This window comes from Streptomyces sp. NPDC093260 (assembly GCF_040683715.1).
Taxonomy (GTDB): Bacteria; Actinomycetota; Actinomycetes; order Streptomycetales; family Streptomycetaceae; genus Streptomyces; species Streptomyces sennicomposti.
The window spans coordinates 431,140-446,966 of sequence record NZ_JBFBEK010000002.1 but is presented as its reverse complement, the minus strand read 5'-3'; the positions used below and the strand labels follow the sequence as shown (position 1 = coordinate 446,966).

15 protein-coding genes and 1 tRNA gene are annotated in these 15,827 nt (G+C 71.1%); 7 read left to right on the top strand and 9 right to left on the bottom strand.

Features of this window, described 5'->3' with window-relative positions; genetic code table 11:
* The 4 genes from AB0N63_RS04210 to AB0N63_RS04195 form a co-directional block, all read right to left on the bottom strand.
* Positions 1-243: DUF2637 domain-containing protein (locus AB0N63_RS04210; RefSeq protein WP_365523836.1), on the bottom strand; the 243-nt coding region annotated here is incomplete at its 3' end.
* Between the two features lie 5 nt (positions 244-248).
* Entirely contained in the window at positions 249-428 is a 180-nt protein-coding gene (locus tag AB0N63_RS04205) for a hypothetical protein (protein WP_365523775.1), read from the bottom strand.
* A gap of 15 nt (positions 429-443) precedes the next feature.
* Entirely contained in the window at positions 444-1,784 is a 1,341-nt protein-coding gene (locus tag AB0N63_RS04200; RefSeq protein ID WP_365523772.1) for an FtsK/SpoIIIE domain-containing protein, read from the bottom strand.
* Positions 1,785-1,786: 2 nt separating this feature from the next.
* On the bottom strand, positions 1,787-2,116 hold the full coding sequence (locus AB0N63_RS04195) for a hypothetical protein (protein ID WP_223003610.1): 330 nt from the start codon (positions 2,114-2,116) through the stop codon (positions 1,787-1,789).
* 152 nt (positions 2,117-2,268) lie between these two features.
* On the opposite strand from AB0N63_RS04195, the gene AB0N63_RS04190 reads away from it, so the two are divergent.
* The 3 genes from AB0N63_RS04190 to AB0N63_RS04180 all read left to right on the top strand — a co-directional run bounded on the left by AB0N63_RS04190 (position 2,269) and on the right by AB0N63_RS04180 (position 4,591).
* The gene (locus AB0N63_RS04190) at positions 2,269-2,637 is read left to right on the top strand and encodes a winged helix-turn-helix domain-containing protein (protein WP_365523769.1); all 369 of its coding nucleotides are present in this window, start codon (positions 2,269-2,271) and stop codon (positions 2,635-2,637) included.
* A gap of 234 nt (positions 2,638-2,871) precedes the next feature.
* Positions 2,872-4,086 carry a helix-turn-helix transcriptional regulator gene (locus AB0N63_RS04185; RefSeq protein ID WP_365523766.1) on the top strand — a complete coding sequence of 405 codons (1,215 nt, stop codon included), beginning with the start codon at positions 2,872-2,874 and terminating at the stop codon, positions 4,084-4,086.
* Positions 4,087-4,105: 19 nt separating this feature from the next.
* Positions 4,106-4,591 carry an NUDIX hydrolase gene (locus AB0N63_RS04180; protein WP_365523764.1) on the top strand — a complete coding sequence of 162 codons (486 nt, stop codon included), beginning with the start codon at positions 4,106-4,108 and terminating at the stop codon, positions 4,589-4,591.
* Positions 4,592-5,757: 1,166 nt separating this feature from the next.
* On the opposite strand, the gene AB0N63_RS04175 is transcribed toward AB0N63_RS04180, so the two are convergent.
* The 3 genes from AB0N63_RS04175 to AB0N63_RS04165 all read right to left on the bottom strand — a co-directional run bounded on the left by AB0N63_RS04175 (position 5,758) and on the right by AB0N63_RS04165 (position 8,615).
* Positions 5,758-6,252 (bottom strand): HTH domain-containing protein, encoded by a 495-nt coding sequence (locus tag AB0N63_RS04175; RefSeq protein WP_365523761.1) that lies wholly within the window; start codon positions 6,250-6,252, stop codon positions 5,758-5,760.
* Between the two features lie 383 nt (positions 6,253-6,635).
* Positions 6,636-6,720, bottom strand: a tRNA-Ser gene (locus AB0N63_RS04170).
* Between the two features lie 278 nt (positions 6,721-6,998).
* On the bottom strand, positions 6,999-8,615 hold the full coding sequence (locus AB0N63_RS04165; RefSeq protein ID WP_365523758.1) for a trypsin-like peptidase domain-containing protein: 1,617 nt from the start codon (positions 8,613-8,615) through the stop codon (positions 6,999-7,001).
* 259 nt (positions 8,616-8,874) lie between these two features.
* On the opposite strand from AB0N63_RS04165, the gene AB0N63_RS04160 reads away from it, so the two are divergent.
* From AB0N63_RS04160 to AB0N63_RS04150, 3 genes are all read left to right on the top strand, one after another.
* Positions 8,875-9,702 (top strand): glycerophosphodiester phosphodiesterase, encoded by an 828-nt coding sequence (locus tag AB0N63_RS04160; RefSeq protein WP_365523755.1) that lies wholly within the window; start codon positions 8,875-8,877, stop codon positions 9,700-9,702.
* Between the two features lie 225 nt (positions 9,703-9,927).
* The gene (locus AB0N63_RS04155; protein WP_365523753.1) at positions 9,928-10,479 is read left to right on the top strand and encodes an ATP-binding protein; all 552 of its coding nucleotides are present in this window, start codon (positions 9,928-9,930) and stop codon (positions 10,477-10,479) included.
* 228 nt (positions 10,480-10,707) lie between these two features.
* The gene (locus AB0N63_RS04150; protein ID WP_365523751.1) at positions 10,708-11,673 is read left to right on the top strand and encodes a DUF5926 family protein; all 966 of its coding nucleotides are present in this window, start codon (positions 10,708-10,710) and stop codon (positions 11,671-11,673) included.
* 306 nt (positions 11,674-11,979) lie between these two features.
* Here AB0N63_RS04150 and AB0N63_RS04145 read toward each other — a convergent pair whose 3' ends face one another.
* Positions 11,980-12,837 carry a hypothetical protein gene (locus AB0N63_RS04145; RefSeq protein ID WP_365523748.1) on the bottom strand — a complete coding sequence of 286 codons (858 nt, stop codon included), beginning with the start codon at positions 12,835-12,837 and terminating at the stop codon, positions 11,980-11,982.
* Positions 12,838-12,891: 54 nt separating this feature from the next.
* Positions 12,892-13,557 carry a bifunctional DNA primase/polymerase gene (locus tag AB0N63_RS04140; protein WP_365523745.1) on the bottom strand — a complete coding sequence of 222 codons (666 nt, stop codon included), beginning with the start codon at positions 13,555-13,557 and terminating at the stop codon, positions 12,892-12,894.
* A gap of 500 nt (positions 13,558-14,057) precedes the next feature.
* Between AB0N63_RS04140 and AB0N63_RS04135 the strand changes: the two genes are divergently transcribed.
* Entirely contained in the window at positions 14,058-15,605 is a 1,548-nt protein-coding gene (locus tag AB0N63_RS04135) for a PP2C family protein-serine/threonine phosphatase (protein ID WP_365523743.1), read from the top strand.
* Positions 15,606-15,827 lie beyond the last annotated feature (222 nt).

Below are 15,827 nucleotides of genomic sequence, written 5' to 3'. Positions count from 1 at the left end.
GACGTTCGCGCCGAGTGAGGCCGTGAGGGCGATGGTGAACCAGGTCCAGGAGGAGCGGTCCCGGCCGGCGCGGAGCCGACGCCAGGCGGCGACCAACAGCAGGTCGACCGAGACCGGGTAGGCCCACGCCTTCCATCCGGACTGCCCGGCCGCCGCCGCCAAGTCGTGCAGGTGCGCGAAGGACAACGCTCCTGCGATCACGGCTTGGATCAGGACGGCATCAAGGCGGATCGAGCGGTTCACGGCGATCACGCCCCGTCCGCAGATGCTTCACCGGTGCCCAGACAGGCCAGGCACAGGGCGGCTTGCCGGTCATCGGTGGCGCGACCCTTCCGGGCACCGACGCGGACGGTCTCGCTGGTCTCGCCCTTGCCCTCGCAGTCCGGGCAAAGCACCGGCACGGGCTTGGCGTTCTTACGCGTGGCCATGGCGTGTCCCCCTTTTCAGTCCGTGACCGGCAGCGGCTTGACCAGCGACGGACCGGCAGCCGGCGCGTCCGCGGGCACGAGCGGGCGGAACGGGGCGAGCGCGGGAAGGTCGGGAACGAGATGGGCGAACTGTCGGCAGATTGCCGTCACGTCGTCGCGGGAGGTGTGCGGGGTGCGGATCTTCGCCCAGCCCCCGGAGGAGTCGGCGGCGACCGCCGTTCCGGGACGCTCCGCCGGGATCAGACCGGCCGCCATCACCGCGTCCGGGGCCACATCGGCGAGCCCCATCTCGGCCGTCTGCTTGTCGTTGACCCGGTGCACCACCCGGCCGGTGAGCTGCGCGCGGAGCATGGTCGCGCCCCTGCCCAGCTCGGAGCCGAAGCGCTGCCCGCACACCTCCAGGTAGATCCCGACCGCGCGGGCCATCTGCGCGAGCCGGATCAACGCGGTGACGATCCGCTCCCGGCGTTCCTCGTCCTTCTTGGAGGAGATCAGGAACAGTTCCGCCACCTCGTCCACCAGGACGACCACCGGCACCGGCCGTAACTCTTCGGGCAGGTCCCACATGTCCGAGACACCGTGCCCGCTCAGTAGGTCGAAGCGGGCTTCCATCTCCGACACCAGCACATCCAGCAGCGAGGCCGAGTCGTCCGGTGTGGTGGCCAAGGCCGACAGGCGGGGCGCGTAGGCGGACTGTTCGACGCCGCGTTTGCAGTCGATCCCGACCAGCGCCACCGGCAGCGTGGCCAGGCCCTTGATCAGGTTGCGCTGGTAGACGGACTTGCCCGAGTTGTTCGCGCCCAGCGTCAGCGCCATGGGCACCTTGCGGTAGTCGCGGACGAACGCGGTCCCGTCCTCGCGCAGCGCCACCGGAACGGCCAGGCCCTCCGGGCGGGCCGTGCGGGGCATGCGGACGCGGCGCAGCACGTCGTAGCCGGTCATGCGGAGCTGGACGTAGCCGGGCTTGGTCTCGGCGATCGTGACGGAGTGGACGCCCCAGGCGTGGCGCAGCCGTTCGGAGGCGGCCGTCAGGTCGGCCGGTTCCAGGCCGGCGGGAAGCCGCAGCGTCACCCGCATCCCGGTCGACGTGCCCTGCACCCGGCGGATCTTCGGCGGGACCGGCAGCACCTCACGCCGGGTCACGTTCCGAGCGATGAACGCCCGCAGGCGGGACGGCTGGACCGTCAGCCCGCACACGTCCATCGTGGAGCGGTAGGAGAGGGTGAACCGGCCCCAGGTGACCGGCAGCCCGACCAGCGACCAGTACACGCGCGGCGCGCGGACCTTCGCGACCCCGAGACCGCCGGCCCCCGCGAGGGCTCCCGTGGTCTCCAGCACCATGGACAGGTCACTCATGGTCAGGCCGCCGCAGTGATCGCGACCGCGCGGAACGCGATGCCGTGCCGCTTCTGCCCGTTGAACTCGTTCTCCCAGTCCCGCGCCTTGAGGCCCACGACCTTCACCGGCATGCCCGGTGCCAGACCCTCCGGGAAGCCCGTCTCCGGGATGGTGACCTGGTAGAGGTTGCCCTCCCCCTCGTCCGAGATCAGCAGGCCCACCGTCGACAGCGGCGCACCGGTCTCCCGGTCCATCGCACGCTCACCCGTCTTCGCGTTGGCCAGCTTCGGCGTCGGCGCGGTCGCCACGAACACCACAGCGGTCGAAAGGTCGATCTTGAACGACGGCATACGTCACTCCCTGCGAGTCGGTACCTGTTGCACTTAGTGCGTTAGGTCTTCCGCCATTGAGAGTGCACTTGTCGTACCAAGTATGTCAAGTGGCTTCTCGACGGGGTCTATCTCGATGTGGTGCACTTGGTACGACAACCAGGAGAGGGGCCATGGCCGGGCTGACGGGACAACCGCTGTATCTGCAGATCGCCGATGAACTCAAGGGGGAGATCCGCTCGGGGGAGATCCCCGCAGGGGAGAAACTTCCCTCTGAGGCAGAGCTGATGAAGCAGCACGACGTATCACGCACTGTCGCTCGACAAGCGATCTCCCGTCTCCGAGAGGACGGCTACGCGATCTCCCAACAGGGGAAGGGCAGTTTTGCCGCACTCCCCGGCAAGGATCGGCCGGCGAAGCACAGTCCCGAGTTCGAGCAGATCACGGACTTCCTGTCCGAGGTGCGCCAAGACGTGCGCCGTCTTGCGGAGCGGATGGACCAGCTGGAGCAACTGGTACGGCAGCAGGCTCCAAGGCAGTGACCAGCGCATCAGCCCGGCGCGCCAGTTCCGCCACTTCGCCGCCGACCTGCCTTATCCGGCTGATCAGTTCCCGTCGCTCTTCTGGGGTCAGCGCCACCACGGCCCCCTCGTTGCTCTCGTGGTCTGTCAACTCCCTGATCTGCCAGCAACGCTAGGACCAGCCCGGCTCACCACCCCGGAATTTCTCTCCGGGGTCGCGCGAGAAGACAGGGGGAGGCTCTTCCCATGCGAGGAATGACGACGAACCTGACGATCGGTGAGCGAGTCGCTTGGTACCGCCGCCGACGCGGCATGTCCCAGGAAGTGTTGGCCGGTCTGGTCGGACGTACGGTCGACTGGCTGAGCAAGGCCGAGAACAACCGGATCGAGCTGGATCGGCTGTCGGTCATCAAGACCCTGGCCGATGCCTTGGACGTCACTCTTGGGGATCTTCTCGCCGAGCCGACGCTCATGGAGTGGACGGCCGACGGCGGTACCCGGACGGTGCCGGCTCTTCGATCCGCGCTGATGAACTACCGACACCTCACGCCGCTTCTGGGCGTTACCACCGAGGGCGAGCCGACTTCCCTGGACGAGCTGAAGAACAGCGTGGCCGAGGTCTGGGACGCGTACCAGGATTCCCGATACGGCTTCGCGACCCGGCGTCTCCCCCTCGTACTGGCTGACGCGCTCATCACCGCCCAAGCCCAGCAAGGCCGGGACCGCGAGCGAACACACGAGCTGGTGGCGATGACCTACCAGGGCGCCGCCATGGTGTTGACCAAGGTCGGCGAAACAGACCTTGCATGGATCGCGGCCGACCGCGGATTGTCCGCCGCTCAGCAGTCGGACAACATGGCCGTGACTGGGTCGCTGTTCCGTTCCGTGGCTCACTGCCTGCTGTCCAACGGACGGTTTGACGCCGCCGTACAGTTGGTCGGTGACGCCGCCGATTACCTGCGACCGGCGCTCAGGAATGCCGACGCCGAGTTCCTGTCGATCTACGGGACGCTCTTCCTCGCAGGCTCGATGGCAGCCGCCCGCGCCGACGACCGGGCCACGACCCGTGCCTTCCTCGGCGAGGCCGACCGGGCAGCACGGCAGCTCGGGCACGACGCCAACCACATGTGGACCGCGTTCGGGCCGACGAACGTCGCGATTCACCAGGTGGCTACGGCGGCGGAGCTGGGAGACATGCAGGTGGCGATGGACCTCGGCCCACAGATCGACACCAGGGGTCTGCCGACCGAGCGCCGGACCCGGCACAACCTGGAAGTGGCCCGCGCGCTCAGCGCACACAACCGGGCCGACGACGCCTTGTCCATGATCCTCGAAGCCGAGCAGTGGGCACCGGAACAGGTCCGCAGCCACTACCTCGCTCGGGAACTTGTTCTCACCTGGGTCCGGAACCAGCGTGGCCGGCCGAGCCGACCCCTGGCCGAGCTTGCCGACCGGCTGCATGTGGTCTGAGATCGGTACGCTCGGCTGCATGGCGGTGAACGAGCACGAAGCGAAGATGGCGCATCCGCGTATGGCCGCGGGTGCGCTTTTCTTTGATGCCGACGGGCGGGTCCTCATGGTGGAGCCCACGTACAAGGAGTACTGGGACATCCCCGGTGGCTATGTCGAAGCTGGGGAATCCCCCCTGCAAGCCGTGGTTCGAGAGGTTCGGGAAGAGCTGGGGATCACTCCTCCGCTGAGCCGCTTGCTGGCCGTCGACTGGGCACCCAACGATGCCGAGGGCGACAAGGTCCTGTACCTCTTCGACGGCGGACAGCTCACCCCAGCGCTGACGAGCCGGATCACGCTACAGGCCGACGAACTTCGCGGCTTCCACTTCGTGTCCCTGGCGGACGTAGAGAAAAGGACCATCCCCCGACTGACCCGCCGCATCCAGACTGCCGCCAAGGCGCGCGAGAGCGCCACGCCGATCTACCTTGAACACGGCCGAGTCCCTGACGCGCCGGCTGCGTGAGCTGCGCCAGCGACTACAGGACCAAGCTGTTACAGGTTTCTCTACCTCATCAAGCCCCGGCTGCGCTCCGCTCCGCCGGGCGCGCTTCCCGGCTCCGCTCCGCGCGCCGCTCCTGCCTTCGGCCCGCTCCGCGCGGGCTGCGCCGACGCGCGCCCACATGTGGATAGGGCCGGCGGCCATGAGTCGAGCACCGCGGAGCGCGGCCCACGGTCAAGACGATGCCTCCGGCGGGGGATCGGCCGGCACCGGGATGGAGGGGGCGCCGTCGCCGACCGCGGGCACGGTGGGGCGTGCGCGGGGTACTCCCATCCCGTCCACCGTCGACCCAGGCAGAGCCGAGCAGACGCGGCCCAGGGGCGTCAAGGTCGTTCGTACAGTGGCGCGCTCCACCTTGACGCCCCTGAACCACGCCCGCTCCACGGTGTGTGGGTCGACGGCGGACGGGATGGGAGTTGGGAAGGTTGTGGGGTGCAAAGCTGGATTCCAGGGCACCCAATTCGCGAGGTCAGGGACGGACGTCGTACGCTGAACAGTGCGTCTACCGGGATCGTTCGAGTGAGAGAGACGTGGCCCTCTAGACAGGAGAGCCACGATCAGATGCAATGGCTCTCCTCCGGACGGCTCGATGCACGACCGCGAGGGCAAAGGGAAGAGGGGTGAAAGGCCTGTGATGGCCCTCCACCCCTCACGGGAGAATCTGGCGCTAGATGGCTGCAACCATCAAGCGCCTCGGCTAGGCAGTACGCGCCTGGTCAAGCGTCCGGTAGGCGGCTTCGCCCTTGCGGTCGATGCACGGCGGGAACGTAGCACCAGCCTCATGGAAGGTCGATACGCCGTACTGATCGGTGTATACGCCGGTTGCCGGAACCCGCTGGCCGGTCTTCCACTCTCCGTTGGGGCCCATCGGCCCGTGTCGTCGCGTCATGTGCTTCCTCTTTCTGTGAGTTGATCAATGAACGTCGTTGACTTGAGTGCACGGAGGACCGCGACTCAGGGGGACGTGACCGCTGCCATCTGCGAGTGCGGGAGCGGCTGGTTCGAACTGAGGGTTCCCGGCACCACCAAGCAAGGTGCCGTGTGTCTTCGCCCGGACGGCACAGTGTCGGGATACGCAGGTCAGCCACACTGCATGGAGTGTGGAACCCCATGGGTTCCGCGCTAGCGATTTACTGATTTTCGCCGCCCCCTCCGGTAGCAGGACCAGCCTGGTCATCGACCGTGATCGACGACAGCACCCATGAGCGGTCGGGCATACGGTCTACGAGCCCTGCCCTCAGAGCACGCTGGTAGATCATGTTGATCGCAGACTTAGGCGTCCTCCAGGAAGGGTCGACCCAGCCCCGGCGCTGCCACTCCTCAATGATCTCGGGCATACGCATCGGCCTGTCAGCTTCGGTCAGAAGCTGGACCGCCCTGCGCGAGGAAGCGGACTGGCTCCTCCTCGGATGCACATCCTTACGAGTCGGCGCTTCGCCTTCCGCAGCCTGCCGCAGCTCGGCGGACAGGTCCACATCTCCCGGCTCGAAGATCTGCTTGAGTCCGTACACCACGGACCGGAGATTGCGCACCCGCTCTTGGACGTCTCGAAGCTCGGCCTCTGCCTCCGCGAGTTGTCGCTGCGCCACCTCCAACGCACTCCGCAGTGTCTGGTTCTCTCCCATGATCCTGAAGATACCACACCGAACGCCAAAGTACGTGGCAACGTTTAAACGCACTTACCGAACACACCCCTGCCCTTACCTGCCCGATCGACGCGTTCGACCTTGGAAGTGAAGGGACGTACGCCGCAAATAAGCCATAGGCACCCAAAATCGAGGTTGCCTCCGATTCGAACAAACGACCAGACGGGAGTATCTCAACGTTCACCGGTAACGAGATCACGTGGTTACCCGCCGCGCCGAATGCGCCGGCACGAACTAACAGGCGTCGTGCCCTTCCCGTGCCCGATCTCTCGGGATGCAACGGGCAGCGGCGGTGACTCACGGGGAGTTCAAAACAAGACGACCCCCGACCGATTTGCCTGGTCAGGGGCCGTTCACCTGTGCGGTGGGTGTGGGATTTGAACCCACGGTGACTCGCGCCACGACGGTTTTCAAGACCGTTCCCTTAGGCCGCTCGGGCAACCCACCTCGCTCCTCGCCCACCTGGAGCGGAGCGGGTACAGACTACCGGCCTCTCGCTGTGTACGGGGGTGAGGTCCACGCGGAGGCCCGAGTCGGCCTGACCGCAAGGGAACGCGCGTGGCCGTTTCTCCCGAGCCGGGCGGGAACCGGCTCCAGGACGACGAGCGCCGGCTGATCCGAGGAGGGTGCCCCCTCCCGGTCCTCCCCCGCGCCGTCGATCACCTACGGCGCGGGGCGGGGCGGCCGGGCAGCCTGACCGGCGTCCGCCCCCGTCAGGCCGATGGTCAGTTGTCGCCGATGCGGGAGCCGAGCGTGACCGTGGTGGTGTGCTCCTTGCCGCCGCGCTTGTAGGTGATCGTCACCTTGTCACCGGGCTTGTGGGTCCAGATCTCGCCGATCAGGGTGGGCCCGGAGTCGATCACCGAGCCGTCGAGCTTGGTGATCACGTCGCCGGACTTGAGACCCGCCTTGTCGGCCGGTCCGCCGGACTCCACCGACGCCGCACCGCCCACGCCCTGGTCGGTGATGGTCGCACCGCCCGAGCCGTCCTCCAGCGACACCGAGGCACCGATCTTCGCGTAGACCGGCTTGCCGGTCTTGATCAGCTGCTGGGCCACGTACTTGGCCTGGTTGATCGGGATGGCGAAACCCAGGCCGATCGAGCCGGACTGGCCCGAGCCGCCGAGGCCGCCGCTGCTGGAGGACTGGATCGCGGAGTTGATGCCGATGACCGCCCCGCGCTCGTCCAGGAGCGGGCCGCCGGAATTGCCCGGGTTGATGGAGGCGTCCGTCTGGAGGGCGCTCATGTAGGACGCCTTGCTGTCCGAGCTGCCGTCGCTGGAGGCGACCGGCCTGTTCTTGGCGCTGATGATGCCCGTCGTCACCGTGTTCGACAGACCGAAGGGGGCGCCGATGGCGATCGTCTCGTCGCCCACGGCCACCTTGTCCGAGTCGCCGAGGGCGAGCGGCTTCAGGTCCGAGGGGGCGTTCTTCAGCTTGATCACGGCGACGTCGTAGCCCTGCGCGTGGCCGACGACCTCGGCGTCGTACTTCTTGCCGCTGGGGAACGTGGCGGTGAGCTTGCCGCCGTCCACGGCGTCGGCCACCACGTGGTTGTTGGTGACGATGTGGCCCTGGGTGTCGAACACGAAGCCGGTTCCGGTGCCGCCCTGGCCGTTGGCGCCCTCGGACTCGATGGTGACGGTGCTCGGCAGCGCCTTGGCGGCCACGCCCGCGATCGAGTTCGGGTCGCGCTTGACCTGCGCGGCGCCGGAGTCGGAGGCGGAGACCGTGGTGGAGCCGCTGTTGTCGTCGTTCTTCGCCAGGGTGTAGCCGAGGCCGCCGCCCAGGCCACCGGCGACCAGCGCGGCCACCAGCACCGCGGCGATCAGCCCGCCGCGCCGGCCGCGCGCCTTCTGCTCGGGCTGCCCCGGCGCTCCCCAGCCGGCGCCCCAGCCGGGTCCCGCGCCATGACCACCGCCATGGCCTCCGCCGTGACCCGGTCCGTAGCCCTCGCCCGAGCCCGGGCCGTACCCCTCGCCGCCGGCCGCGTACGCGGGCGTGGCGGGGGGCGGGGGCGGCCAGGAGCCGTCGGCGGGCGAGCCGCCGTAGCCGGGGGCGCCCGGGGCCGGGGCTCCGGTGGCGGTGGGGGCGTCGGAGAAGCCGGGGGCGCCCTGAGCACCGGGGCCACCGGGGGTTCCGGGTCCGCCGGTGGGTACGGCCTGGGCGGGCTGGTGCGCTGCGCCCGGCACGTGCGGGGGCGTGCTGGGCGGCGGCGGGGTGGGCGCGCCGCCGCTCCGCGGGGCGGCGGCCTGCTGCGGGGAGGCTGCTGACGGTTCCACCGGCACGGGAGGCGCGGACGGGGCCGGGGTTACCTCGTTGCCCTCGTTCTCGGTGCTCACAGCTCTTCTCCTCGATCCACGGCTGTTGTTGTCGGTCGCACTAGGTCACGCTCGCTCATGCCTGCCGACGACCCGGCGTGCTCCAGCTGTGCATGGACATGTGTAGGTAGTCAGCTTTTCCCACCGGCCGTCAGAGCACCATAAGCCGTGGCTGTGGGTCCGACTCTGTTCCTTATATAGGTCATCTCGCATGAAACGGACACATCATCGACACCCGTTCGCCGTCACGCCCACCCCCCGACGATGGCACCATGACGCGGTGACCCACGCACGGCAGCACCACCCCCAGGTAGTCGCCCACCGCGGCGCCTCCGAGGCCGCCCCGGAGCACACGCTGGCCGCCTACCGGAAGGCCATCGAGGACGGCGCGGACGCGCTCGAGTGCGACGTACGCCTCACCGCCGACGGCCATCTCGTCTGCGTGCACGACCGCCGCGTCAACCGTACGTCCAACGGCCGCGGCGCGGTGTCCGCGCTGGAACTCGCCGACCTCGCCGCGCTGGACTTCGGCGCCCTGCGGACCCGCGCCTCCTGGCGGGGCCGGGACGAGGAACCCGACTGGGAGGTGCGGCCCGAGGACCCCGAGGACACCTCCGTCCTCACCCTGGAGCGGCTGCTCGAGCTCGTCGCCGACGCCGGCCGACGCGTGGAACTGGCGATCGAGACCAAACACCCCACCCGATGGGCCGGGCAGGTGGAGGAACGGCTGCTGGAGCTGCTGAAGCGGTTCGGTCTGGACGCCCCGGCCTCCGCCGCCGAGTCGCCGGTCCGGGTGATGAGCTTCTCGGCCCGCTCCCTGCACCGGGTGCGGGCGGCCTCGCCGACGCTGCCGACGGTCTACCTGATGCAGTTCGTCTCGCCCCGGCTGCGCGACGGGCGCCTGCCGGCCGGGGTGCGCATCGCGGGCCCCTCCGTCCGGATCGTGCGCGGCCACCCGGCGTACGTGGAGCGGCTCAAGCAGGCCGGGCGCCAGGTGCACGTGTGGACGGTGAACGAGCCCGAGGACGTCGATCTCTGCGTCGAGCTGGGCGTCGACGCCATCATCACCAACCGTCCGCGCGCGGTGCTGCAACAGCTCGGCCGCTGATCCGTCACCGATGCGTCGCGGCTCTTGACCGGGGCGGCCTCCTGCCACCAAGCTCCGGTTCCGGCCACACCGTAGAAATCCAGCCATGTGTCGACAGGGAGTGCTCCGGCGCGTTCGGTGCGTGTTCGGCCTTGGAGAGTGCACCGCCGGGCGGGAAGCGGCCGGTTTCCGGTTCAGGCCGATGGGGCATCCACACCGTGGCGTGGGGCGAAGGAGGTCTCGGGGGTGGCGTTGGTGGTGGCACAGGAGGTGCCCACGTCGTCGTGCATGGCCGTATCCCATGGCCCTGCGGGCGTGGGAGCGGCGCGGCGCCGGATGCGCGAGCAGCTGCGCGGCGGCGGCGTGGCGGAATCGGTCATCGACGATGCCGTACTGATCCTTTCCGAACTGTTGAGCAACGCCTGCAAGCACGGCAGGCCGCTGGACGGCGCGCTCGCCGGTGACGGCGACGTGCGGGCGGCCTGGCGCGTGGACGCGGGCGGCCGGCTGATCGTCGAGGTGACGGACGGCGGCGGCCCGACCCGCCCGGCTCCGGCCACGCCCTCGGTCACCGCGCACGGCGGTCGCGGTCTGAACATCATCTCGGCGCTCTGCGACGACTGGGGAGTCCGGGACGACGTCCGCGGCGAGGTCACCGTCTGGGTGGTCGTCCACGAGGACGTGCACGACCCGGACGCCGGCCGCCGCCGCGCCGACTTCGCCACCCGCGTCGCCGCCCCGCCGGTGGCGGCCCTGCCCGAACTGGCCTTCGCGGACGCCTTCGACGACCTGGACTGAGCCGCCGCGCGGGCCGGTCGAGCGACACCACGGCGACACTCCCACGACACGTACGAGACCGTACGTGTCGCAGCCGTGCTCGTCCCCCTCCCACGCCGCCCTCCTCTGCCGGCCCACCGGCTTCCCGTGGCCACATTCACCGAGTTGTCCACAGGCTCCCCGTCGTCGGGGGCGTGAACGACTAGGCTCCCGCCCGTACGAGACGAGCCGTAACCGGGAGACACCCAGATGGCCAAGAAGCGACCCCAGACGGGGGCCAAGCGCCCGCAGCTCACGGACGGGGAGATCCCGGTCGTCGGCGCCCGCGAGCCCTGCCCCTGCGGCAGCGGACGGCGCTACAAGGCCTGTCACGGCCGGGCCGCCGCGCACGCGGCGACCGAGCTGGTGCAGCGGCCGTTCGAGGGGCTGCCCGGTGAGTGCGACTGGGTGGCGCTGCGCGAGCTCGTCCCCGCCGCCACGGTCGCCCTGACGCTGCGCGAGGGCCTGCCCGAGGGCGTCCCCTCGGTCACGCTCGCCACGGTGCTGCCGATGGCCTGGCCCGCGCTGCGCCGGGACGACGGCTCGGTGCTGATCGGCCTGCAGAACGACACGGCGTCCGGCGACATCAGCCGCGACCTCGCCGACACTCTCCTGCGCGCGCTCGAGGCCGAGCCCGGCAACCCGGTGCAGGGCCGCCGCGCCCCCGCCGACGGGCCCCGACTCCAGGACCTGCTGGACCCCGATGCCCCCTTCGAGCCGGTGGTGCACGAGGGCTTCGAGTTCTGGGTCCCGGACGCGCAGAACGCCACGTCGGAGGTCGCCGCCTCCCTGGAGCGCGCCAACGCCGCGGCCATCCCGACCGTGCGCCTGGAGTCCGTCGACGCGGCGTACTGGTGCCGGACGCCGGAGAAGAACCACCTGCGCTGGGTCATGCCGTACCCGGAGGAGCATCTGCTGGACGCGCTGGCCCGGCTGCACGCGGCGGGCCGCTCCCGCCTCGGCGAGGGCACCCGCCTCGTCGGTTCCTTCCGCGCCCACGGTCTGACGGTCCCGGTCTGGGACCTGCCCAGCGAGATGGGCGCGCAGGACGTGGAGAAGCCGGCCGCGGAGTTCGCCGAGCGGCTGGCCGAGGCGCTGGCCGCCGAGGCGCCGCTGACCGGTGACGAGCGCCGGGCCCGCGGCGGTCTGACCAACCGGCAGGTCACGCTCAGCTGACCGGCCCCGGACGGGTTCGGCTGACTGGTCGGTCAGCCGAACACCTTCGCACGGAACGGCCGCCTCCGCCACAACTGCCCCTGTACAGAGGTGAGTCGGTGTCCGGAAAGGCAACCAAGCCGGTGACCGGAAAGCCGAGATCGAATTTGCGAACCGGCGATCTCTTGTTACCGTTCCAGTAGCCCGGTTGCTGGTGCATCCCCCGTCGCCAGCAACCGGGTCTTTCCATGCGCGCGGCAGTTCACCGACCGCTGCCGGAGATCAACAGTGCGTCGGCGAACCGGTGGCCGACGCTCCGACGGGACATCACCTTCTGTTGTCGGCGGCCATGTCGCTCCCGGCCCGCAGCAGCAGCGCGCCGTCGCCGCCCGGCCGGGCGAACTCCGCGACGGCCGTGTAGTCGGCCGGCGTTCCCCGGGTGTGTTCGCGCGGGGTCTCGCACGTCTCCGGCTCGTCGTCGCCGCCGGGCGCGCAGCGGGTGCGCACGGTGCGGTCACCGGGGCCCATGAGGGTCAGGGCGGCGGCCAGGGGCTCGCCGGTGGTGTTGCGGTAGTAGGTGCGCGCCCAGGTCTCGTCGCCCTGGTTCACCACGCAGGTCTGCGCCTCCACGCCGTCGGGCGCGGAGACCTCCGGACCGCAGCGGACGGCGGTCGCCGGGCCGATGCCGAGCAGCGGCGTGGAACGTCGCGGTGCGGCGGGGATCTTGTCGTCGTCGCCCGCCAGGGACCGTACGGCGGGCCAGGCGGACGCACCGCCCGGACCACTCGGACCGCCCGCCCGGCCGGCGGACGCGTCGGCCCGGCCGTCGGTCGTCCGGCCGTCGGCCCGGTGCGCGGTCGCGTCGTCGATGTCGTGGGCCCGCCCGGCGGGCGCGTCACCGGCGCCGTCGGCCCGGCCCGCGGACGCCCCGCCGGGACCGCCCGCGACCGCACCGGCCGGCGCACCCGCGCGGCCCGCCGCCGTCACCTCACCTCGGTCGCCCACCTGCTCCGCCGACGCGACGGCCAGCGGCAGCACCGCGGCGCCCACGACGACGGCCGCGAGCGCGAGCAGCCGGGCCCGTCGGGGGTCCGGCCCGCCGCGCCGCGGCGACCGGCTTCCGTTGCTGTCCCCGGAGCGAAACGCGGACCGGGGCTGGGGCTGGGGCAAGGGCTGACGCGGCATGAAGGGACGATAACGAGGCAACCGGGCACCGGCGTTCCCCCGCGCCCGACGCCCCTACAACTCGGGCGCGCTCACACCCGTACGAGTGAGGGCGTCCACGACGGCGTCCACCACGGCCTCCACGTCGGGCACCCAGGGCGCGGCAGAGCCGGGCAGCGGCGCGCGCTCCCAGCGGACCGGACCGGCGCCCGTCTCGGACGGCGGCAGGGCGAGGTAGCCGCCCTCGCCGTGGAAGCGGAGCGAGCCGGGCACGAAGTCCTTGGCGTAGAGGAGTTCGCCGAGTTGCTCCATGGAGTACGGCCGGACGAGAACGGCCCAGCGCGTGGGCGTGGCGACGACCGGGCCGAGGCGCACCCCCGCGCGGTCGAGCACGGCCAGGGCGCGGGCGGCGGCGAGGGCGGGCAGGCTCACCGCGCAGGGCGCCTTGCCGCCGGTGGCCAGGACGATCGGCGCGGTGGGCCGGTTGGTCCACCACCAGCGCACCATCCGGTCGTCCGTCGTGGCCGCGAGGAGCCCCGGGTCGAAGGGGTGGGCGCCGGGCACCGTGCATTCCGCGTCGGGGCAGCCGCACCGGCCCGGCCGTCGTGGGTCGGGCGCCACGCCCGGCACCACCGGCCACTGCCACCGGGTCGTGAAGGTCAAAGCCGCGCCGACCGGCTCGGTCCCGTCCGTACCGCGCCGGGACAGGAGCCTGCGTCGCCTTCCGGGGATCTCGCGCATGAGCGCTCGTCCTTTCCGTTGCACCGCTGGCAACACCGTGGTCACATCACACCATGTGTCGATCACTTCACTGTGCGTACCTGATGGCGCATCACACCCCTGCCCGCGGGCACGGGGAACCCCTATGGGCCGAGCATCGGCTGCTGTCGCGGCAGCCCGCCCGTACTGCGATTTCCGAGAGCACAGGCGTGGCGTGGAGTGGCGGAGCCTGGCGTTTCGCCGTCGCGCGTTCTGCTCTCCGCCGCCGTCACGCGAGGATGGGGCACGGTCGTCGGTGGATAGGACGCCCGGGTCCGTCGCCGGGTTCCGGGTGGCTGCCAACCACCCCCGGCCTTCTCCGAGTACGTACCCATCACGACCGCTGTGACGCTCTGTGGAGCAAACCCAGTCGACCGCAACAGGTCGTCACCCGAGGCAGTTTCAAGCCAACTTCGTTGTGACGCAAGAGGTTCGAAGGAAGACCGGCACAACCCACTGACACCAGGAAACCCAGCAGGACAATGCTGGACATCCCCTCACGAGTGCGTGTACATGTGGAGACACTGCCGGCCGCGCAGAATGACATGGGGGTTTGCGATGCTTTTGAGCAGTACGCACCGGTCGGAAAGCCGGACGCCATGAACGCCCCTCACCCGTCGAAAGTGGCCGGAATCGACTCGACGGTCCCCGCCCCGGCACACACTGTCGCGCCCGCGACCGCAAGCCCCGGCACCGTCCCGACGGCCCCGGCGGCCACCGGCGGCACCGCGCACCACCCCGACCCGCCGGGCGCCCTCCTCCAGGACCGCCTCGCCGGCTGGGTCTCCGACCTCACCACCCTGCACGAGCTGACCGAGCGGCTGAACCGCACCTGTCGGCTGGAGACCGCCCTGGAAGAACTCCTGCGCGCCGGCGCCGCCCTGGTGGGCGCCCGGCGCGGACTCGTCGTGCTGGAACCCGACGACGGCCTCGGCCCCGACACCACCGTCGGGCTGGGCCTGGGCCGCGCCGACCTCGGCCACATCGAGACCGTGCCGCGCGGTGCCATGCCCTACGGCGTGCTCCTGGACACCGTCGCGGGCCTCCCCGGCGGCGCCGGCGAGGTGGTGTGCCCCGACCTGTTCGCCGAGGAGGGCCTCGACGCCCGCCACCGCGAGGTGGCCGTCCGGCTCGGCTACGCCGCCGGCTACGCGCTGCCCCTGTCCACCGAGGCCGCCGGCCGTCTCGGCGCCGCCGGCTGGCTCTACGACGAGCCCGCCGCGCCGACCGAGCGGCAGCGCCACCTCGCCGGCCTCTACGTCCGCTTCGCCACCGAGCACCTGGCCCGGCTGCTGGAGGGCGAACGCACGCGCGCGTGCATGGCGACGGTCCACGAGGAGCTGCTGCCCTGCCGGCTGCCCCGCATTCCCGGCGTCCAGCTCGCCGCCCGGCACCGTACCGGCCCGCGCGGCGGCGGCGACTGGTACGACGCGCTGCCCCTGCCCGACGCCGCGCTCGGCCTCGCGGTCGGCTCGGTCACCGGCGCGGGGCCCGGCGCCGTCGCCGCGATGGGCCGGATGCGGGCCTCGCTGCGGGCGTACGCGGTGATGGAGGGCGAGGACCCGGTCGCCGTCCTGTCCGACCTGGAACTGCTGCTGCGGCTGACCGAGCCCGCGCGCAGCGCCACCGCCCTGTTCGCCTACTGCGAGCCCGCGCTGCGCCGGATCACCCTGGCCGGCGCCGGCCACAGCCCGCCGCTGCTGGTGGGCGAGCGGCGCACCGAGTACGTGGAGACCTCGGTGTCCGCGCCGCTCGGCATGCTCTCCTGCTGGGAGGCGCCGAGCGTGGAGTTCCAGGTCGCCCCGGGCGAAACGGTGCTGCTGTACACCGACGGGCTGCTGCACCGTACCGGCGACCGGGTCGACCGGGCGTTCGCCCGGCTGCACGCCGCCGCGGCGACCGTCCCGCGCGCCGCGCGCCACGACCCCGGCGCGATCGCCGACCACGTCCTGCGCACGGTGCTGCCGGACGGCCTGGACGCCAGCGACGGCGCGGAGGACGTGGCCCTGCTGGCGGCGCGCTTCGAGTAGGGCGGGCGCTTCGCGCAGGATGGCGGCGCGCGTCCGGCGGTGGGCCGCCGGGAACAGGTGCGTCGGCCGGAGCGCTCCGGGTGGGCGCGCGTGGCCCGGAAGGCCCCCGGGAAGAGTGCGTCCGGTCCCAAGTGCCCCCGGTGCGGGCGCGGTCGGGCGCGGCCGGCCGGAGGTCTCCCGGCGAGTCGGCCGGAGGTCTTCCGGTAACAGGCACTACCGCCG